Raw genomic sequence first — 21,172 nt, 5'->3', positions numbered from 1 at the left:
GAGATCGTGCTGCAACTGCACATAACGGGATAAACTGAATGATTTCAGCTGATGAAACGAATTTCGGATTCGTATAAATCGGCTGACGGAAAGCTATCGGGACGGATTGCCAGTAAAGAGCCCCTTCTCTGGCAATCCGTCGAATCCGAAACGCTAATATTAATAGGTCGTTCATCAACCAGATGACCCCGCCTAATAGGCGAGGCCAATTCACGGTAATGCCGCCTTACTTCTGGCAGGCGACGATAGCGTCGATCACGTTCAGGGTATCGGCCGGATCGCGTACGCAGATCGTGTCTAGACCCATCGCCTTTGCCGGATAGTCGTTGCCGCCCGGGAAAATGGCGTCCCCGATGAACAGCATGTCCTCATGCGCGAAGTTGCCGCGTTCGGACAGGCGCTGCAGGCCCCAGGCCTTGTCCACGCCCGGTTGCGTCACGTCCACCGAAGTGGCGCCGCCCAGATTGACCGACACGCCCGGCAGGCGCGCCATCAGGTCGGCCTGGATCACCTTGCGCTTGGCGAAATCCGGATCCCAGACTTCCTTGGCCTCCAGCGGCGCTTCCTGGCCGAGCGCGGAGAACGTGATCTGGCTGCCGCGATCCTCGATCCGCTCACCCCAGGTTTCCTCGGGCGTGAAGCCGGTGGCCGCCAGCGCGGCGTCGAAAGCGTCGAGGATTTCGCGCTTCTGCGCGTCGGTGAAAAGCTCGGCATAGACGGCGTTCCAGCCGCCATCGCCGTGGACATAGAGCTTGGCGCCGCTGGTGGGCATCAGCCACAGGCGCGAGCGGTCGGCATGGGCGGGCAGCCGGCTGGCCACCTGCTTGTCGAACTGCGGCCAGTCCCCGCCGGAGATCACCGCCACGTCGGCAACCGTCAGCAGCCGGGCAATAGCCTCTGCCATCTCTTCGGTCATCGGCTGCTTACTCTTGGCCAGCGTACCGTCGAGATCGAAGGCAACGAGTTTCTTCATGTCCGGTCAATCCCTGCAATCACATCGAAATGGTGCGCGCCCTGCCACCGGGCGCATGACTTGGAAATCCCCCCTGCCGCCGCATCCGTGGCAATCCGGGGACAACGAGCGCTTGCAGGCGCTATTGATTTGCGGCGCCGTGAAGCTTTCCGACCTTCTGCACGCCTTGGGCCGTAGTGACCAGCACCTCGTTCCCGTCCACCACAACTATGACGTCGGAAAGCCCGATTACCGAGACGCGCGGCCCGTCGCTGTCGACCAGCACATTGCTGCAATCGACGAGTTCCGCCGCGCCCGGCCCGCGTACCGAATTGCCGGTTTCGTCACGCTCCAGCGCGTCGTGCAGGGCCTGCCAGTTGCCGATGTCGGACCAGTCCATGTCCGCCGGCACCATGGCCGCGCGACTGGTGTTCTCCATCACCGCATAGTCCACCGAATCGCTGGGCACTGCGGCAAACGTCGCGGCATCGGGGTGGAAGCGGCGGCCATCCTCGGCGCCCTTCACCACCGCCTCACGCACTTTGGCGGCGATCTCGGGACGGTGGGCGGCGAGTTCGGCCATGAAGTCACCGACGCGGAAGGCGAAGATGCCGCCGTTCCAGGCATAACCGCCGTTTTCAAGGAAGCTCTTGGCGCGCTCAAGGTCCGGCTTCTCGACGAACTGCGCAGTGCGATAGCCGGGGGTGCCGTCGATCGCCTCGCCGCGCTTCAGGTAACCGAAGCCGGTTTCCGGTCCGGTCGCCTCGATACCGAAGGAGACCAGCCAGCCATCGGTCGCCAGTGCGGCAGCGGCGCAGGCGGCTTCGGCGAAGACTTCGGGGCGGCCGATGTGATGGTCGCTGGGGCAGACGAGCATCACCGCATCCTCGGGCAGCCGGCAGGCGGCCAGCGCGATGGCGGCGGCGGTGTTGCGCGCGGCAGGTTCGACGATGACGCTGGCACCGGGGGCGCCGGAAAGCTGCGCCTCGACATGGTCGAGATGCATGGCGCCGGTCACCACCACCGGCGCGGCAAAGCCCAGATGCGCCGGGCAGCGGGCAAGACTTGCCTCGAACAGCGTGCTGTCACCCACCAGCGGCAGGAACGGCTTGGGCCGGGCCGCACGACTGCGCGGCCACAGCCGCGTGCCGCTGCCGCCGCACAGGATTACCGGAACTATCGTGGGCATGGGGCGCGATGAACTCGTCGAAGTCTTCGGATATGTCCTAAGGTGATACTTGCTGCCTTGCTTGTTGCAACCGCGAATTGGCGCGAATGGCGCCGCTTGTCGCACGTGGATGTAGACGGAACCTATTCCGGTTCAGCGCGTTGCCCCTGCATGGCCTCCCCCACGCCTCCCTGCTTCTCATCCGTCCCCGTCGGGGCTGGTGTTCGCTGCTGCAAAGTGCAAGACTGATCGCAATGACCGGCCCGAGCGAACGCATTCCTCCGGCGGAACATGGCGCCTCCGTGCGCGATCTGCCGCCGCCGCCGCCCTTGCGTCCTGCCCGCTTCGGTGAACAGGCGCGCATCGGCGAACCGCCGCCCGCGCTCTTTCTCGATTTCGACGGCACACTGGTTGAGATCGCCGATCATCCCGATGCGGTAGTCGTGCCGGGCACTCTGCCCGGCCTGATCGCGCGCCTGTCCGATCAGTTGGACGGGCGGCTGGCGCTGGTGACCGGCCGTTCGATCGCCGCGCTGGAAGCACTGGTCGGCCCGCTCGGCGTGGCGGTGGCCGGATCGCATGGCGGCGAGTTCCGTCCGGCAGGCCATGCCACGGCGCAAGCTCTGGCCGATCCACTGCCTTCGGTGGCGATCGCCCGGCTGACGACTTTCGCGAAGGACAACGGCGGCCTGCTGGTGGAGCCCAAGCCCTTTTCCATCGCCGTCCATTACCGCCGCCATCCCGAAGCGCTGACCGGCCTGATCGCCTGTGCCGAGGGGGTTCGGCAGGAACTGGGTCTGGCACTGAAGCACGGCAAGCAAGTGATCGAACTGGCCATGCCCGGCTCTGACAAGGGCAGCGCCGTCACCCGCTTCATGGAAATGGAGCCTTTCGCCGGTTCGCGGCCCTTCTTCATCGGCGACGACGTGACCGACGAGGATGCCTTTGCCGCCATCACGCGGCTGGGCGGAGACGGCGTTCTGGTGGGCCCGATGCGCAAGACCGCGGCCCGCTGGCGGCTGGAGTCCGTCGCATCCGTCCATCGCTGGCTTGAACAGGCGCTTGCCGCCGCAAACGAGGAGTCCCGCCCGGCATGAGCACGCTTGAACTCTGGCCCATCGGCAATTGTCAGGTTTCCGGCCTGATCGACCGTTCCGGCGCGATCGTCTGGGGCTGTGTGCCGCGTGTCGACGGCGATCCCACCTTCTGCGCGCTGCTGCGCGGGGCGGATGGTCAGGATGCCGGAACCTGGCGTTTCGAGCTGGAGAACCAGACGACGGTGCACCAGTCCTACATGCGCAACACGCCGATCCTGGTCACCCGGCTGGAGGATGCGACCGGCGGCGCGGTGGAAATCTACGACTTTTGCCCGCGCCACGAACGACTGGGCCGCATGTACCGCCCGGTCGCCTATGCGCGCATCGTCCGCCCCGTGGCCGGATCGCCGCGCATCCGCTGCGTGCTGACGCCGATGAGCGGCTATGGCGCACAGCTCGCCGCCACCACGCGCGGCTCCAACCACATCCGCTATCTTGTCGAGCGCAACACTCTGCGCCTCACCACCAATGCGCCGATCGGCTATGTGTTCGACGAGCGGTTCTTCCGCCTTGAAACATCGCTGCACTTCTTCCTCGGCCCGGACGAGCCTTTCGACGGCGAGGTGGAGCACCGGCTGGAAGCCATGCTGCGCCATACCTGCGAATACTGGCGCCTGTGGGTGCGCGGCCTTGCCACCCCGCTGGACTGGCAGGACGCGGTGATCCGGGCGGCGATCACGCTGAAGCTGTGCCAGCATGAGGAAACCGGCGCCATCGTCGCCGCGCTCACCACCTCGATCCCCGAAGCGGCGGGTAGCCAACGCAACTGGGACTATCGCTACTGCTGGATCCGCGACGCCTATTACACGGTGCAGGCGCTGAACCATCTGGGCGCGCTGGACGTGCTGGAAAAGTACCTCGCCTATCTGCGCAACATCGTGGACGATGCGGAAGGCGGCGCGATCCAGCCGCTCTATGCCGTCAGCGGCGGGCGCGAGATCATCGAGTGGGAAGCGCCCGACCTGCCCGGCTATCGCGGCATGGGGCCTGTGCGCGTGGGCAATGCCGCCTATTATCAGGTGCAGAACGACTGCTATGGCCAGATCGTCCTGCCCTCTATCCAGGCCTTTTCCGACCAGCGCCTGCTGCGCATGGCCTCGGCCGAGGATTTCACCAGCCTTGAGCAAGTGGGCGAACTGGCCTGGCAGACGCACGACCAGCCCGACGCCGGCCTGTGGGAACTGCGCACGCGCACTGCGGTACATACTTATTCCAGCGTGATGAGCTGGGCCGCCTGCGACCGCCTGGCCAATGCCGCCGAGCATCTTGGCCTGCACGACCGCGCCGCGCTCTGGCGCGAACGGGCCGACACGGTGCGCGCCAGAATCGATGCCGAGGCTTGGCACGCGATCGAGGGGGCCGATTTCGACGATGGCGGCGCTGGCGGCCACTATGCCGCATCGTTCGGCGGCAACCAGCTGGATGCCAGCCTGCTGCAGATGGTGGAGCTGCGCTTCGTGGAGGCAGACGATCCGCGCTTCAAGGCCACGCTCGCCGCCGTGCAGAAAGCGCTGCGGCGGGGCGAACACATGCTGCGCTATGACAGCGAGGACGACTTCGGCCTGCCCGAAACCGCGTTCAACATCTGCACCTTCTGGCTGATCGAGGCGCTGCACCGATCCGGCCAGGACGAGGAGGCGCGGCGGCTGTTCGCCGCCATGCTGGCCCACCGCACGCAATCGGGCCTGCTGTCCGAAGACATGGATTTCGAGACCGGCGAGTTGTGGGGGAACTTTCCGCAGACCTATTCGCTGGTGGGTATCATCAACTGCGCCGGGCAGCTGTCCCGGTCATGGCGGGACTGGCGCTGAGCGTCCGTTCCGCAAAACGCGCGTCAGGAGGCGCGCCACAGGGGAATTTGAATGGGTAGATTGATCGTCATCTCGAACCGGGTCTCGGTGCCCAAGGCGGCCGGTGCCGCCGGCGCGCAAGGCGGACTGGCGGTGGCGCTCAATTCCGCGCTGCGCGAACACGGCGGCATCTGGTTCGGCTGGTCCGGGCAGGAAACCGAGGAGTTCACCGGCCATCTGGACATGCAGCGCAACGAAGGCGTCACAACTGCGACCATCGACCTGGAACCGCAGGACATCGAGGAATACTACAACGGCTATGCCAACCGCACGCTCTGGCCGCTGTTCCACTATCGCATCGACCTGACCGAGTACGATCGCAATTTCGGCGAAGGCTACGAACGCGTGAACGAGCGTTTCGCCGATTCCGTGCTGCCGCTGATCGAGCGGGACGATCTGGTCTGGGTGCACGACTATCACCTGCTGCCGCTGGGTTCGATGCTGCGGCAGAAGGGCGTGAAAAACCGCATGGGCCTGTTCCTGCACACACCCTGGCCGCCGACGCGCCTGCTGGTCTCGCTGCCGCTGCATGAGCGGCTGGTCGCCTCCATGCTGGAATACGACGTGCTCGGCTTCCAGAACGCCGAATGGCTGGAGAGCTTTCTGCATTACGTGCAGAAGGAAATGGGCCTGAAGGTCAACGCCGACAATTCGATCGATTACGAGGGCCGCCGCGTCGTCGCCCGCGCCTTCCCCATCGGCATCGACTACGAAGAATTCACCGAGGCTTCCGGCGGCGCCGAAGCCCGCGCCGCACATGACCGGCTGAAGCAGAGCGTGCGCGGCCGCAAGATCCTGATCGGCGTGGACCGGCTGGACTATTCCAAAGGTCTTGGCGAACGGTTCGAGGCCTATGGCCGCTTTCTGGCGGACAATCCCGAACTGGCGGCACGGGCGGTCCTGCTGCAGATCGCCCCGCCTTCGCGCGAGGATGTCGCCAGCTACCAGCAGATCCGCGAGGATCTGGAACGCAAGACCGGGCATATCAACGGCGCCCACGCCGATGTCGCCTTCGTACCGATCCGCTATGTCAACCGCGGCTATCCGCGTGCGCAACTGGCCGGATTCTACCGCGCGGCGGATATCGGCCTGGTCACCCCGCTGCGCGACGGCATGAACCTTGTCGCCAAGGAATATGTCGCCGCGCAGGATCCGGAAGACCCCGGCGTGCTGATCCTGTCGCAGTTTGCCGGCGCGGCGGACCAGTTGAAGGATGCGCTGCTGGTGAACCCGCACTCGATCGAACATGTGAGCGAGGCGATCAAGCGCGCGCTGGAAATGCCGCTGGAGGAACGCCGCGAGCGCCATGGCAAGCTGCTTGCCTCGGTCCGCGACCACGATGTGCGGCGCTGGCGGGAGGATTTCGTCACCGCCCTGTTCGGCCCGTCCGAGGAGCAGGAAGCCGGGGAAGCGAGTGGCACGCCGAAAAGCGCCCCGGCCGACGAAACGGCATGACGCAGGCGGGATTTGCAACCCGTCCTACGCGGACGGGTAATCAACCGGAAATTCCGGATCGTTCGCAAATCGTCACTCGCCTGCAACCAATCTGACCTCTAAGGCAGGTAATCAGAGGATGTGGACGGCGGAGACTCGCCCTTCGCGGCAGAAGAGGCTCCGTACCGTCCTATAATAGTACACTGGAAAGCCCGGATAACCGGGCGACAGGGTGAGTTGATGAGCCAAGTTCTTTACGGCGAATGCGTTCGCTCCGGCGAAGCCATGGCCGTGCGCATTCTGGACCTTGCACGCATTGGCTGCGCGGTCGAAACGGATGCAACCGCCATGGATCTGGAAGGCGAACTGACAGTGTGGATCGGTGCCATGGGGCCGTTTGCCGCCACCGCGACACGCAGCGACGACCGGCATCATTCGCTGCGTTTCACGCAGCCGCTGGACGATCAGATCGTCCACCATTTCGCGCCTGACGGGGCCTGACCGGCCCCGTCATCGCCCTTTATTGCGCAACGATGCTCACCCGGCGGATGCGGCCCTCGCCCCGTCCGGTCAGCAGCGCCAGATCCTGGGTCCGGCACTCGTCGGCGGGGATGGCGAATTCGCCAGCTTCCGCCGGCGCTTCTGCACCCGATACGGTTCGCGCGCCGGTGCCGATCGCGATGTCGGCCAGCCGGTGCTCCTCCCCGCGCGCGGAATAGCAGGTGATCCGCAGCAGTAGCGGCCTGACGCCTGCCTCGCCTTCGGTGTCGGCATCGGCGGCAGCAGTGTAGCGGCCCGCCGCCAGCACTGCACTGCGCCGGGCGATCGGGCTGCGCACTGCCGTGCGGTTGGAATAGACGATGACGGTGCCGCCTTTATCAAACGTCCGTTCGATCCCTTCGACTTCCGGGTATTGCCAGTCGAACGGGCCGGGCAGCCTGCCATCGGCCATCGGCTGGAACCGGAAATCATCGGGCGCGGTCATCCGTCCGCCCGCGCAGAGTTCGCCCCATAGCACGCCCGCCGCAGCCGGACGGCCTGACCGAACAAGCGCCGGAAGCCGCGTCGCCAGCGCGGCGCAGTCCACCCGCGCACCGTGGCGGGCCATGGCCCCCACCGTGCGCTGCAGCGCATCCTGCTCCAGCGTCGCCCCGGCCCAGGCGATGAACCCGTTCGACCAGTACTTTTCCTGCCCCAGTTGTCCGGCAAAGGCCGCCGCGCCCTGCGGCTGCTCCAGCAGGTGTTCGGTCATCGCCTTCAGCCGGTCATCGCCCAGCCCCACGCGCCACAGCGCGACGAGGCGCTGCGCGGCGACGTTCCAGTCCTGCGCCTGGAACGCCATGACCACCAGCATGTCCTGCGTGAAGCGGTTGCGCCAGCCGCGCTGCCCGGCAAGCAGCAGCGAATGGACGGCGGCATCCTCGTCCCCCCGCTGCACCTGACCATAGGCCATCAGCGCCAGCCCATCCGAAGGGATCGGCCGGCGGCGGACATATTCGCGCGAAAGGGCCAAGCCCTGCTCGTCGTCCTGCCGCGCGTAAGCCTGCTCGATCAGCGGCTCCAGCGCGAAGTATCGGAACGGCGCCGGCACCAGCGCGACGACCGTATCGTCGCGCCGCGCCTGCCGGTCCAGTTCCATGCCCACCACCGGCACCGCGATCACGGCGGCAAGTGCGAACCAGGCGGCCTTTCCGATCACCGACGGCATCGCCCCTTACCCCTGCTTGCTGCCATAGCTGTAGTAGTCGTTGGTGTAATAGCTGTAGTCTTCCCCGCCCACGCGCGGATCGAAGCGGTTCAGCACCACGCCAAGCACGTTGGCCTTGATCAGCGCCAGACGGCGCAACGCGGACTTCACCGCGCCGCGATGGAATTCGGACGCATCGATCACGAACAGCACGCCGTCCGCATGGTTCGCCAGCAGCGCCGCGTCCGACAGGCCCAGCAGCGGCGGACAGTCGATCACCACGATATCGAACCGCTGCCGCGCCTGCTCCACGAAGCCTGCCATCCCCTCGCCCGCCAGGATCAGCGCCGGATCGGGCGGCACCGGCAGTGCGGACATGTAGCTGAGCGTTTCCAAGTCGCTGCCATGGACCGCCTCTTCGAAGGCCTTCTGCCCGGTCAGCACATCGGTCAGGCCGGTCGCCTTCTGGTTCTTCATCAGGCGGTGCAAGGTGGGGCGGCGCAAGTCGGCATCGACCAGCAGCACGCGCTTGCCCAGAAGCGCGATGTCGTTCGCCACGGCCCGCGCGGTGGTGGACTTGCCTTCGGATTCGCGCGAACTCGTCACCATCAGCACATGCGGCAGGCCCGATGCGGTGGAATAGCGCAAGTTGGTGACCAGCGACCGGAACGCCTCGCTGACTTTGGAGCGATGGTCGCTGAAGTGGTTCTGGACGTCGCCGTCCTTCTCCAGCGGGATCAGCCCCAGCAGCGGCATGCCCAGCTTGCGTTCGACATCCTCGGGCGAGCGGATCGTGTCATCGAACAGTTCGCGCAGGAACACCACGCCGGCGGCGACGATGAGGCCGATCACCAACGCGATGATGATGTTCACCAGAAGGCGCGGCGAATAAGGCTTGGTGGGCACTTCCGCCCGGTCCACCAGCGTCAGGTTGTTGGACGAGGCGCCGGCCGCCGCGTTGAGCTGGTTATAGCGTGACAGCAATGTGTCGTAGAGCGTGCGATTGGTATCCGCCACACGCTTCAGCACGGCGTACTGCACACCCCGGTCCTGTTCCTTCAGCGCATCGCCGCGCAGCCCGCCGACCCGTGCGGTCAGCGACTTTTCCTGCTCCAGCGCGGCCTGATATTCCAGATAGGCCGTCTTCTTCAGCGATTGCGCGATCGTATCGATCCGGCGGTCGTACTCCGCGACTTCGGCCTTCTTCGACTTCACCGTGACGAAATCGTCCAGATGGCGGGATTGTTCTTCGGCCAGATCGGCCTCCACTTTGGCCTTTTCGCTCAGCAGCGTGGAGATCGCCGGATTGCCGTTGACTTCGGGAATCGAAAGCGGGTCCTGCTTCGCCAGCGTGCGCCAGCGGTCTTCCGCCGCGATGCGCGTGGCGGTCGCCTTGGAGGCCGCGTCGGTCAGCTGGACCAGCGTGCTGTTGGTGACGGACAGCACCGATTCCGAATCGCCGTTCTCGCCCTGACTTGTCACGCGGATCAGCCCGGCGGCGCGGGCGTATTGGTTGAGGTCGCGCTCCGACTGGGTGACCTTGTCGCGCGCTTCGTCAAGCTGATCGGAAAGGAAGCGGCGCGCGTAAGAGGAACTGTTGTACTTCTGGTCCAGATTGCGATCGATGAAGCGTTCGCCGTAAAGCTGGGCCAGCTTCGCCGAATAGCTGGGGCTGCGGCTGGAAACGCTGATCGAGACGATGCGGCTATCCGGCGGCAAGTCCACGCTGACATTTTCCAGCAGCGCCTCGATCGCGGCATCCTTGCGGACCTGATCCAGCGTCTTGCCGCCGCCCAGGTCGGACACGGTATCCGCCGTGGGCATGTCCTGCCCCATCGCATCGAAGAACGCCGCGTCACGGTCCAGCTTGCCGCTTTCCACCACACTCTGCGCCAGCGAGCGGCTCTGGATGATGCCCACCTGCGTCTGCAGGAAGCGATCGGTATCCTGCACGTTGTTGACCTTCTGCAGGTCCGTACCCTCGATGATCTGGTCGGCCTGATCCTCGATCAGCACGCGCACTTGCGCGCGGTATTTCGGCGCGACCAGCAAGGTCATGGCCACGCCCAGCAGCACGATCCCGCCGACGATTCCGGCGATCAGCGCCCAGTTGCGGCGCACGGCGCCCACCACGGCCTTGACCATGGCGGATAGATCGGGGCCGCTTTCCTCCACGGCGGAGTAACCCTCCATATCGTCCCGTTCCAAATATGCGTCGTTCAAGGTTTCATCCCGCCATGTTGTCCGACCCGGTCGAAACCCGGGCCGCAGCCATTGTTCCCGTCAGCAGGTCGATCACGCGCAATGCCCCGCCTTCCGGGCCCTGCGCAGTGCCTGCCGCCGACGCGGACGGTTCCGTCCGCACCGTGGCAGGATTCGAATTTCAATCGCGATGCGACCCGCTGCCGTGTTGCGCCCTGTTGTGTTCCCGTTCTGCCTTTCCCGTTCCGATCAGCAGCGCCAGCACCAGTGCGGCAACGCACAGCAAGGTCTGGCTCCGCAAGGGATAGTCGGTGATGGACTGGAGCGCGATGAGCGCGAAGATGCCCAGCGCCGCAAGGCCGATTGCGCCATGCCGCCCCTGGTGGCGGGCGGCCCGCACGGTGCGCAGGCCCAGCATGGCCACGGCCACCGCCCAACCCGCCACCAGCGCGATCCCGGCCAGGCCGGATTCGAGTGCGATCTCCAGAAAATCGTTATGCGCGCGGCCCGCGCGGCCATAGCTGAGGTTCTCCAGCGCCTCGTCCACCTGGAACACTTCGTCGAAAGAACCCACGCCGCTGCCCACCGGCCAATAGCGGCCGACGGCCTCCATGGTATCCTTCCAGATGATCGGGCGCTGTTCGTCCTCCACGGAATGGAAGCGCGCCATGCTCTGCTGAATGCGGTGGTTGCCGCTGAGCAGGGCGCCGCCTGCCACAAGCGCCAGCAAGGCGCCCGCCAGGATCAACGCAGCCTTCCTGCGATTGCGGCCAAAACCATGTGCGCTCCACCCCATCCCCACGGCAAGCAAGACCGGCACGGCCAGCAGCATCATGCCCGAGCGGGAGCGAGTCAACACTACGCCCGTCACCAGCAGGATCGCCACCGCTACGGCGCCCAGCTTCCACGAGGGCGAGACCCGGCGCCACGGTACCGCGCCGATCAGCGCAACCAGGGCGATATCCAGCATCAGCGCGCCGCTGTTGCGGTTGGAGAAGGTGCCCTGCAAGTCGGCAGATCCGGCGACTTCTTCGTAGAATACGAAAAGCCGGTTGCCGCTGGCCAGCTGCTGCGCACCCACAATCGCAAGGATCACCCCGCCCGCTGCCACTGCCAGCAGCAGCATCCGCCGGTCGCGCTCCCCAAGGTCCCACGCAAGGGTCAGGATGGCGAGCGGGGCCAGCAGGGAAAAGAATGCGATCGCGGTGCGGGCCGCGCTGAGGGTGAACGGTTGCCAGACGCCCTTCACCCCGATCAGGTCGAAGGACTGGACAACCAGATCGCGCCCGGGCAGTGCCTGCCAGATCGCTGGCGGCAGCGGCACCAGTTGCAGCAGCGGCAGCGCAAGCGTGGCCGCCACCAGCACGACCGGCAGGCGCGGCGCTCTCACGAAGAAGTCGAACACCGCGTCGCGATGGAATGCCAGCACGGCCAGCCCCGCCAGTTGCACGACCATGTTGGCCAGCCCGGCGCCGGATCCTCCGCCACCGAACACAAGGCCGACAAGCAGCAGAGAAGCGGCAACGCCCGCCCGGCCGCGCAGCGCCGCACCGAACCCGGCACGGGTACCGTGCGGCCCCTGCCCGCGCGATGCGGGCCGCCGGCTCAGAATTTCAGCCCGCAATATAAGGCGATCCTGTTACAGAAAATCCATTCACGGGCACGACCTTTATATATGACGCCTGCAGCAGCTACGAAGCCGTTTACATCCTTTGGATTCATGGGCGCGCCTGAACAGTGGAAGACTTGGCCCAATGGAATGGAAAACGACCGTAGAATGCACGGCATTCGTATTTCTGTATTTTTCCGATGGTTAGCGCGATCTTTCCGCAGCGCAACCCGACTCGCCGGAACTTGCGGCTTCTCGTCGCAATTCCTGCGCTGCCTGGCGCATTAGCTTTTTATACCGCCCGGTCGGGTTGTTGCAGTGCAGCGAGGCTTTTTATTCTACCCTAAGGGAAACACCGCATAGTCAACCGCGCGCAAATGAGATCAAGCGAGAGCAGCAAGCTTGGAACCGATTTTCAGAGTATTGCACAGGCCTTTCCGCCCGATTACCCCCTCGAATTACCGGACAATTCCTCATTATCTTACTGGTCAGGGAGACACTTGAAGGTGCGCAGATCGAACAAGACCCCTGCCCTTTTCCGTCTGATTACCGGCGCGTTGCTTGCCGGAACCGCACTCGCCGGCTGCACATCGACCACGCATAATCCGAACCTGCCCACCGGCGCCGCAGCATATCAGGTGGTCCCGCCCACAGTGCCCGCCCCCAGCGTCTACGCCATCACTCCGCGCGACGTGCTGCAAGTGCGCGTCTACGGCGAGCCTGACCTTTCGGTGGAGAAGGCGGTGGTTGACGATGCCGGCTTCGTTCAGCTTCCCATGGCCGGCCCGGTCAAGGTGGCGGGGCTCAGCGCGGCGGAGGCGACCACGCAAGTGGCAACGCTGCTGGGCAACAAATACCTGCGCGATCCGCAAGTGGCGGTTTCGGTGGACGTTCCGGCGCCGCGCTACGTCTCGGTCGAAGGCGAAGTGAAGATGCCGGGGGTCTACGAACTGACCTCCAACATGACGCTGCTGGGCGCGCTGGCCAAGGCGCAGAGCCCGTCGGTGACCGCCAAGCTGGACGAGATCGTGATCTTCCGCACCATCGACGGCAAACGCATGGCCGCGCGCTTCAACGTGAAGGACATCCGCACCGGCGTCAGCCCCGATCCCGTGATCATGGACGGCGACATCGTGATGGTGGGCTATTCGCGGATCAGGGGCCTGTGGCAGGACTTCCTGAAGATGGCGCCGATCTTCAACATCTTCGCGGTGATCAGCACGAACAGTTGAGTTTGGAAAATGCTCATCCGGGCATTTTCAAACATCACATATGGTAAGCGCGGTACCATTCCACGAAGCGCGGTATGCCCACCTCGATAGGCGTACTGGGCGCGTAGCCGGTATCGCGCGTCAGCGCGGTGATGTCCGCATACGTCGCCGGAACGTCGCCCGGCTGCATCGGCAGCAGGGTGAGTTCCGCCTTCACGCCGCAGGCTTCTTCCAGCACCTCGATCATGCGCAGCAGGCGTTCGCTACGGTTGTTGCCGATGTTGTAAAGCGCATGCGGCTTCACGCTGCCACCCGCCTTGGCCTGCCCGTCGTCGGCCGGCGGCCGGTCCAGACAGGCCAGCACGCCGGCGACGATATCATCGATATACGTGAAGTCCCGGTACATATCGCCGTGGTTGTAGACTTCGATCGGGCGGCCCGAGAGCATGCGCTCGGTAAACTTCCAAAGCGCCATGTCCGGGCGGCCCCAGGGCCCATAGACCGTGAAGAACCGCAGTCCCGTCAGCGGAATCCGAAACAGGTGCGCATAAGTCTCGCTCATCAGTTCGTCCGCCTTCTTGGTGGCGGCGTAGAGCGAGACGGGGTGATCGACGCGGTCCTCCACGGCGAAGGGCAGCTTCTCGTTGCCGCCGTAGACCGAGCTGGAGCTGGCATAGACCATGTGCGCCACCTGCCGCGCGCGGGCGATTTCCAACATGTTGACGTGGCCCGCCAGATTGGACGACACATAGGCCTGCGGGTTCTCCAGCGAATAGCGCACCCCGGCCTGCGCGCCGAGATGGACGATCGTGTCGAACCGGTGCGACTCCAATGCCATGGTCAGCGCCGCCATGTCCGCGAAGTCCAGCCGGTGGAATGTGAACAGGTTGCCGTGCCGCGCGGTAAGCCCGTCCAGCCGTGCCTGCTTGAGCGCGACGGGGTAATAGTCGTTCATGCTGTCGATGCCGATCACCGGCGTTCCGCGCGCCATCAGCGCCTCTGCCACGGCAGCGCCGATGAAACCGGCGGCACCGGTGACGAGAACGGGGTGCGGCGACGGGGAATGGGGCACGCTAGATATCTCCGGTCTGGTGCCATTGTGGACGTGACAGCCTTTGCGCCACGCATCATGGTGCAGCAAGACTTAGCTTTGTGACAACAGCGGTTAGCGGCAAATGCTTGCGATCGGTTGCCTTTTTATGGCGGCGGAAGCGTTTGACGCCTTGCGGCAAGACCCATATCGCGGAGCCCCTGACGACCGGGCTTCAGACCCGGCCCGACCGAGCGGAGACCCATGACCACCAAGCTTCCCGTCCTCGTCACCGGCGGTGCCGGTTACATCGGCAGCCACGCCGTGCTCGCGCTGAAAGACGCGGGCTGGCCCGTCACCGTCATCGACAATCTGACCACCGGCTTCCGCTTCGCAATTCCCGAAGGCGTGCCACTTTACGAAGGCGATATCGAGGATCCGGACCTGCTCGCCCGCGTATTCGCCGAACAGGGCATCCGCGCGGTGATGCATTTCGCCGGGTCGATCATCGTGCCGGAATCGGTCGAAAATCCCCTGAAATATTATCACAACAACACCGCCAAGAGCCGCGCCCTGATCGAGGCGGCGGTCAAGGCGGGGGTTTCCCACTTCATCTTCAGCTCGACGGCGGCGACTTACGGCATTCCCGAAGTCTCGCCGGTGACCGAGGACAGCCCCAAGCTGCCGATCAATCCCTACGGCATGTCGAAGCTGATGACCGAGATCATGCTGGGCGACGTGGCAAAGGCCCATCCGCTCAACTTCTGCGCGCTGCGCTATTTCAACGTGGCGGGCGCCGATCCGCAGGCGCGCACCGGCCAATCGACGGCGGGGGCAACGCACCTGATCAAGGTCGCGGTCGAGGCGGCGCTTGGCAAGCGCAGCCATGTCGGCGTGTTCGGCACCGATTTCGACACGCCGGACGGCACCGGCGTGCGCGATTACATCCATGTGTCGGACCTTGCCGCCGCGCACGTGCTGGCGCTGGAGGCGCTGATCGCCGATCCCGCCCGATCGCTGACGATGAACTGCGGCTATGGCCAGGGCTTCTCCGTGCTGGACGTGCTGGACGCGGTGGACCGCGTGACCAACCGTACCATCGAGCGCCGCCTGGAAGGGCGCCGCGCGGGCGATCCGGATTCTCTCATCTCCGACAATCGCCGCATCAAGGCGACTTTGCCGTGGGAACCGAAATACGCGGACCTGCCCACCATCGTGCAGCACGCCCTCGCCTGGGAGCGCAAGCTGGGCGACATTCGCGGCGTGTAACGAAAAAGGCGTGGCCGGACCGAAATCCGACCACGCCCCATCGATCAGGCTATGATGCCAATCGTCAGAACGCGACGCTGAGCGAGGCGCGGGCCGACAGATCGGTAGACCAGGTGGTCTGCTCCGCACGGGCGGAGATCTTCCAGGTGAAGTCGTAACCACCCGCCAGCATCGAAACTTCGCCGATCCACGCACCCTTCAGGCTTTCCGGTGCGATCGTGAAGCTGGAACCCGCGTCGTACGTATCGCCGCCGTTGAAGTAGGCAGTGGTGTCGCCCAACTGGCCAGAGATCACCTCGCGGCGGCCGGCTTCCAGCTGGAAGGTCAGCGGGCGCCAGTCGGGCGAGATCGTGCCCAGCGAATAGGCCGCCGTCAGCGTTGGCGTAAGGGTGGTTTCCTTGCTCGTGCGGCTGGCGACGGTCAGCGCGATGGCTTCGCTGGTGCCGGTTTCGCTGTAGCCGTCTTCCTTCAGCCAGTACTGCTGCAGTTCGACCTTCGGCTTCAGGCTGAAGCGGCGCGAGGCCTGATACTTGTAGGAAGCGCCGGCCAGGCCCGAAAGCAGCCAGCCATCCCACTTGCCGCTGGCGGTATAGGTGAAATCGGTATCGTCGACCGTGCCGGTGAAAGTACGCTTCGAATCGACCGAGATGCGCGAGGCGCCGATCCGCGCCCAGGCCATGAACGGCCCCTTCGCGGTGCGCCAGAATGCGCCGAAGTCATGCTGGCCGACGTCGAGGTCACCCGTGCCGCCATTGTCCTTCACGTTGCCCTTGAGCCATGCGTAGGACACACCGAAGTAGCCAAGATCGGTGTGCCGTTCGAACCCGGCGGAAAGGCCCCAGCCGCTGGTCTTGTAGCTGGCGGTGCTGCCCGCATCCTTGCTGGTGCGCCAGTAGATCGGTTCGAACCAGCCGCCGACGTCGGAAATGTCGAACATCGTCGTTTCGTCCGACAAGTGCTGCGATGCCAGACGATCGGCCGTGGTCACCGCATCGAACACGCCGCCGGCGTGATCGGGCAGCAGGCCGGAAACCTGCGACTTCAGCGTGCTGGAATCGGTGACCTGCAGCAGGCTCTCGGTCAGCGAGGTATCGTTCTGCGCGGTGGCATAGACCGCATCCCAGGCGGATGCCTGGCTGCGCGTCAGGCCCAGTTCGTCGGTCGTCTTGCGCGCGATCGTCAGGTATACGTTGTTGGCATCGTTGCTGACTTCGCCGTTGTAGATGAACGGCAGGTCGGTATCGCTGGAATCCAGCGTGCCTTCGACGTTCAGGTTGGCGGCGGTCAGCACGGTATAGGTGCCTTCCGCATCGCCCAGCGAGGTGACCGTGGCGGTGACTTTCGCACCCGATTCCAGCGTGGCATTGGCCACGTTGAACAGCGAACTCGTGCCTGCCGAAGTATCGATATAGACACCCAGCGAACCACCGGACTTCACGGTGAGCGAGCCGAAGTCGATCGTCTCGGCCGCCTGCGCGGTCAGCTTCGAACCGCTGTTCACGGTGACTGCAAGATTGTCTGCATTGGTGAAGTTGCCGGTATAGACCGACGATCCGGACAACGTCAGCGTTCCCGCCTCACCCGCGAAGTCCATCGTGCCGGTGAACGCCGCGGTGTCCGCCAGCGATGCGGTGGCAAGGCCGGTGCCGAAGTAGACATCGCCCTTGTAGACCGTGTTGCCCGACAGCGTCAGCGTATCGTCGCCCGCGCCGAACAGCGTGTTGCCGCTGATCGTGCCGGTCGACGCGTTCAGCGTATCATTGCCCGATCCCAGCAGGATATTGCCGGAAATGCTGGCATAGACCGTCGGGTCGGTATCGACGTCGTTCTCATCCAGATAGTTGGCGCTGGTCTTGATGTCGTCCGAATTGAGGTACTGGTTGATGGTGACGCCAGTGGTATTCGCCGAAAGGTCGATGGCGGAAAGCGTGTCCGTGCTCGACCCCGATGCGGTGATATAGCCGGTGTTGTTGATCGTCGTCAGCGTGCCGGAAAGATCCTGGATCGCCGTGGCCACCCCCTCGCCCGGGGAGGAAATCACCGCCGAAATCGTGCCCGAGTTGTAAAGGCTGCTGACCGTGCTGCCGGCATTGATGACAAGGCCGTAGGCGGCCGTGTCGTAAGTCGTCGCGCGCAGCGTGCCGGTTACGCCGATCCCGTCGGTCAGCGTCACGTTGCCGCCCTGCCCGCCGATCACCACGCCATAGGCATTGGTGTTCGAGTAATAGGCGTTGGAGGTGACGGTGCCGTCGATCGCCAGCGAATAGGTGCCCGAATTGCTGGAGACGCCGCCCACGGTGATGTCACTGGTGCCGCCGATCTGGATCGCCGGCGAATTGCCGTAAGCAGTGACGATGCCGGTGCCTTCATCCGAATCGGTGACGCCGTCGCCATCCTCGTCGGAGTTGGAGCTGTCCTCGTCCACCGGCGGGGCGGCGATATAGATGCCGCCCGCGACGTTGCCGGTGATCTCCACCGCCGCCTTGCCGGTGCGAAGCGCCGTGCGCGACAGGACGATCGTGGCGCTGTCGTCGTCGGTGTAGGACGCCGCCTGCGCGACGGTGCCCTGGATGGTAACCGTGCCAGACACGTCGCCAGCCACCACCAGCCCTTGCGCGCCGGCGCCCACCGTGGTGACGGTGCCTTCCACCGTCACGTCGCCGTCTACCGCCTGAGTCTTGATGCCTACCGAACCGTCGCCGATCACCTTGATCGTCCCGGTGTTGGTGATGTTGCCGGTGTAGTTCGAATCGACGACGATGCCGCCCGAATTGAGCCCTTCTACCGTGATCGCGCCCGCGTTCGAGATTGAGCCGCTGGTGGCCGCGCCCGAAAGCACGTGGATGCCGTAACGGTTGCTGGCCGATGCGATGGCGCCATCGGCAATGCCGTTGGCGTCCGCGTCGGTCGGCACGTAGCTTTCGGTGACCGAGATCGTCGCATCCTCACCCACCGTGACGGTGGAACTGGTTCCCGCATTGACGACCACGCCCGCCGCGTCGTTCGCCCCGCCAACGGCAATGCCGCCTTCCACGTCCACGCCGTTGGCGCTGTCCACCGTCACCGCCTTGCCGCTGGACAACGTGATGGTGCCGGCGGTGCTGACCGTAACGTCGCCCGCAGTGGAGGTGACCAGCGGCGTGGTCGTGGCGGTGGAAACGGTGGTTGCTGCGAAAACGGGGCTGGCAGCCAGAGCCAGAGCCAACGCGCCCGCGCTGGCTGACGAATGCAGAGATTTCATGAGTTATCGCACTCTTTTGAAAAGGAAGACGGGGGCGCGGGAATGCCGCGGCGTCAGCCGGCGATGCCGATCAGGGCAGAGCCGGTGTAGCCGGAGGTAACCGTGCCGGTGAGGCTGGGGGTCATCTGCGCGATCTGCGCGGATGTGTTGTCGCCGAACACGTTGTCGGACGAGAGGGTGATCGCGTTGTAGTTCGCGATGCTGGCGGTGTAGCGGCTGTCGCCGGTGAACACCGCGGTGTTGGTGGCCGCCGGCATCGCCAATTGCGAGATCAGGCTGGCGGTGCGGCCGGTGCTGGCGGAGGTAAGCCCGTCCAGAAACACCTCGAAATGAATGTGCGGCCAGCGCCCCGAATAGCAGGCGGGGTAGATCGTCGTGAAAGTGACCTTGCCCTCGCTGTCGGTAACCTGCACGCCGCGCAGGTAGCTTTCGGTGGTCACCCCGCTGGAATAGAGCGAGTAGCGGCCATAGGCATCGCAGTGCCACACATAGATCGCTGCCCCGGCAATTGCCGCGCAGCCATTGTTGACGTCCACCAGTTGCAGCGTGATTTCCAGCGGGACGCCGGTTGCCGTGGTGGTCGAGCCGATGAAGCTGGCGGTGATGTCCGAACGCACCACGCCGCTGACGGTCAGCACGTTGGAGGTCGATCCGCTGGCGCTGTTGGTGCCGTCCGCCGGATAGGGTCCGTTGGTCTCGGTAGGATCGGCGATGCAGCTGGCGCTGGACGATCCGCCCGATGTCGAGCTGGTGGTCGACGATGTGCTGGACGACGTGGAGGAAGTCGTGCCGCCCGATGTCGTCGTACTGCTGGAGGACGATGTGGTGGACCCGGTCGATCCGGTCGAGGAATCGTCGCCCCCGCAGGCCGCCACCGTCACAGCAGTTCCGGCACTGGCTAGGAAGGCCAGCGCGCGGCGGCGCCCCATCAACCGTTCGGCGATCACGCCCAGATCGTGGTTCAAACCGCGATCGTGGTCGTCGTCATCCCGGTGATGAAGGTCCATGGCAGTCTCCCTCGCACTCGCACCGCCCCGGCCGTTTGGCGGCGGGTACGGGAGTTCAGGGCTGCAGGACTGGAAGCCCGCGTTTGCAGCGGGATTTCAGATCGATTTCAGGGTTGTAGCCGATTGTTGCAGAAGATCGCAGCGCCTCAGGCAACGACCGAAGGCACGAACAGATAGCCTTCGTTGCGCACCGTGCGGATGATATCGCCGCCCCCGTCACCGTCGGACAGCTTGCGACGCAGGCGAGAGAGCTGGACGTCGATCGCCCGGTCGTAGAGTTCGCTGTCCTCTCCGCGCGACCAGTCGAGCAATTGATCGCGCGTGAGCACGCGACGCGGATGCTGGGCAAAGGCGCGCAGCAGGCGGAATTCGCCATCGGACAGGGAAATCAGCCGGTTTTGCGGATCGAACAGTAGGCGCAGACCCAGATCCATGCGCCAGCCGGCGAAGCGCAGCACTTCGCCCGATTGCACGTCCCCGTCCGACAAGGGCTGTTCCACCGGCAGCGAAACCACCGTACCGCCCGCGACCGGCGCGGCAGCCACCGCCGCGCGGCGGCGCAGCACGGTGCGGATGCGGGCCAGCAGTTCGCGCGGATTGCAAGGCTTGGCCAGATAGTCGTCGGCGCCCATTTCCAGCCCGACGATCCGGTCGACATCGCTGCCTACTGCCGAAAGCATGATGACCGGCGGGGCATCCGGACCAAGCTGGCGCAGCGCCGTCAGCCCGTCCTCGCGCGGCATCATCACGTCCAGCACGATCAGATCGAACCGTTGCTGCGCCAACAAGGCGCGCATGGCGTCCGGATCGGCCGCCGTCTCGGTGGCATAACCGTGCTTGCCAAGGAATTCGCCGATCAGCGAACGAATACCCTCGTCGTCGTCGACGATGAGAATGCGGGTCTGCAGGTCCATCGCGGGATGTTCTAGGATCATTGACGCCCGATAGAAAGCCCGTGTTCCGCGCACATTTCAGCAAGGCGCCTCATTTCCGATTTATTGCAACATGGCCGCAAACTCCGCGAAATCGCCCCGCAAACTCGGACGCCGACCTAGCCGTTCATGAACAGTCGAGTTCGCCAGGTTCTGCCAAGGGCGACAGGCGGCTTCGGTCCCATGGCATCCCCCGCCCGGATCGAAAGCCGATTCCCTGTACCCGTGGTGGCCGGCAACGCCGTCCGTTACGCTACCGCCAAGGCGCCGGACGGTGCCGGGGCCATCGGCGCCGCAGGTCACGTAGTCGCACCCGCCCTGCCCGCCGATGGTCCCGGATCATCAGATCCCGAGACGCCGGTCACACAGCGTTCAGCTTCGCGCCGGCACCAATCTGCCTGTGCCGCCGGTCCGCCAGGCGGTCCGCGAAATGTCACACACGGCTGCTACCCGGCAGCGCAAGACGACTCCGCTTTCTTAGGG

Annotated in this window: 15 protein-coding genes; 6 read left to right on the top strand and 9 right to left on the bottom strand. The window is 64.9% G+C overall.

Translation table 11 applies throughout. The features are described 5' to 3' along the window. Positions 1–226 precede the first annotated feature (226 nt). Together ACZ1JV_RS12415 and ACZ1JV_RS12410 are read right to left on the bottom strand one after the other, a co-directional pair. Positions 227–973: an HAD-IIB family hydrolase gene (locus ACZ1JV_RS12415; protein WP_465151790.1), complete on the bottom strand. Its 747-nt coding sequence runs from the start codon at positions 971–973 to the stop codon at positions 227–229. 121 nt (positions 974–1,094) lie between these two features. After that, a complete protein-coding gene (locus ACZ1JV_RS12410; RefSeq protein WP_465151789.1) occupies positions 1,095–2,141 on the bottom strand; it encodes a mannose-1-phosphate guanylyltransferase in 1,047 nt (348 codons plus the stop codon). 233 nt (positions 2,142–2,374) lie between these two features. Between ACZ1JV_RS12410 and otsB the strand changes: the two genes are divergently transcribed. The 4 genes from otsB (at position 2,375) to ACZ1JV_RS12390 (ending at position 7,002) form a co-directional block, all read left to right on the top strand. Then, positions 2,375–3,217, top strand: a complete 843-nt coding sequence (otsB, locus tag ACZ1JV_RS12405) for a trehalose-phosphatase (RefSeq protein WP_465151788.1) — start codon at positions 2,375–2,377, stop codon at positions 3,215–3,217. Beyond that, complete coding sequence (locus ACZ1JV_RS12400) at positions 3,214–5,028, top strand: glycoside hydrolase family 15 protein (protein ID WP_465151787.1); 1,815 nt, start codon at positions 3,214–3,216, stop codon at positions 5,026–5,028. The genes otsB and ACZ1JV_RS12400 overlap by 4 nt, the downstream gene beginning before the upstream one ends. A gap of 51 nt (positions 5,029–5,079) precedes the next feature. Then, positions 5,080–6,522, top strand: a complete 1,443-nt coding sequence (otsA, locus tag ACZ1JV_RS12395; protein WP_465151786.1) for an alpha,alpha-trehalose-phosphate synthase (UDP-forming) — start codon at positions 5,080–5,082, stop codon at positions 6,520–6,522. Between the two features lie 219 nt (positions 6,523–6,741). Continuing rightward, the gene (locus tag ACZ1JV_RS12390; RefSeq protein WP_465151785.1) at positions 6,742–7,002 is read left to right on the top strand and encodes a hypothetical protein; all 261 of its coding nucleotides are present in this window, start codon (positions 6,742–6,744) and stop codon (positions 7,000–7,002) included. 19 nt (positions 7,003–7,021) lie between these two features. On the opposite strand, the gene ACZ1JV_RS12385 is transcribed toward ACZ1JV_RS12390, so the two are convergent. The 3 genes from ACZ1JV_RS12385 to ACZ1JV_RS12375 all read right to left on the bottom strand — a co-directional run bounded on the left by ACZ1JV_RS12385 (position 7,022) and on the right by ACZ1JV_RS12375 (position 12,014). Then, positions 7,022–8,200 (bottom strand): hypothetical protein, encoded by a 1,179-nt coding sequence (locus tag ACZ1JV_RS12385; protein ID WP_465151784.1) that lies wholly within the window; start codon positions 8,198–8,200, stop codon positions 7,022–7,024. A 15-nt stretch (positions 8,201–8,215) separates the two neighbouring features. Continuing rightward, complete coding sequence (locus tag ACZ1JV_RS12380; RefSeq protein WP_465151783.1) at positions 8,216–10,411, bottom strand: GumC family protein; 2,196 nt, start codon at positions 10,409–10,411, stop codon at positions 8,216–8,218. Between the two features lie 160 nt (positions 10,412–10,571). Next, the gene (locus ACZ1JV_RS12375; protein ID WP_465151782.1) at positions 10,572–12,014 is read right to left on the bottom strand and encodes an O-antigen ligase family protein; all 1,443 of its coding nucleotides are present in this window, start codon (positions 12,012–12,014) and stop codon (positions 10,572–10,574) included. A 491-nt stretch (positions 12,015–12,505) separates the two neighbouring features. Between ACZ1JV_RS12375 and ACZ1JV_RS12370 the strand changes: the two genes are divergently transcribed. Next, entirely contained in the window at positions 12,506–13,231 is a 726-nt protein-coding gene (locus ACZ1JV_RS12370) for a polysaccharide biosynthesis/export family protein (RefSeq protein WP_465151781.1), read from the top strand. Between the two features lie 34 nt (positions 13,232–13,265). Here ACZ1JV_RS12370 and ACZ1JV_RS12365 read toward each other — a convergent pair whose 3' ends face one another. Beyond that, on the bottom strand, positions 13,266–14,282 hold the full coding sequence (locus ACZ1JV_RS12365) for an NAD-dependent epimerase/dehydratase family protein (protein WP_465151780.1): 1,017 nt from the start codon (positions 14,280–14,282) through the stop codon (positions 13,266–13,268). Between the two features lie 222 nt (positions 14,283–14,504). On the opposite strand from ACZ1JV_RS12365, the gene galE reads away from it, so the two are divergent. Continuing rightward, positions 14,505–15,509: a UDP-glucose 4-epimerase GalE gene (galE, locus tag ACZ1JV_RS12360; RefSeq protein ID WP_465151779.1), complete on the top strand. Its 1,005-nt coding sequence runs from the start codon at positions 14,505–14,507 to the stop codon at positions 15,507–15,509. A 64-nt stretch (positions 15,510–15,573) separates the two neighbouring features. Here the strand turns inward: galE and ACZ1JV_RS12355 are convergent, their stop codons facing one another. The 3 genes from ACZ1JV_RS12355 to ACZ1JV_RS12345 form a co-directional block, all read right to left on the bottom strand. Continuing rightward, entirely contained in the window at positions 15,574–18,750 is a 3,177-nt protein-coding gene (locus ACZ1JV_RS12355) for an autotransporter domain-containing protein (protein WP_465151778.1), read from the bottom strand. 53 nt (positions 18,751–18,803) lie between these two features. Beyond that, entirely contained in the window at positions 18,804–19,757 is a 954-nt protein-coding gene (locus ACZ1JV_RS12350; protein ID WP_465151777.1) for a dioxygenase family protein, read from the bottom strand. Between the two features lie 146 nt (positions 19,758–19,903). Further along, positions 19,904–20,671, bottom strand: a complete 768-nt coding sequence (locus ACZ1JV_RS12345; protein WP_465151776.1) for a response regulator — start codon at positions 20,669–20,671, stop codon at positions 19,904–19,906. Between the last annotated feature and the right edge of the window lie 501 nt (positions 20,672–21,172).

It is taken from the genome of Novosphingobium sp. BL-S-19, from assembly GCF_055521675.1.
The sequence above is the reverse complement of the archived record's forward strand: the minus strand, read 5'-3'. Positions and strand labels throughout refer to the sequence as shown.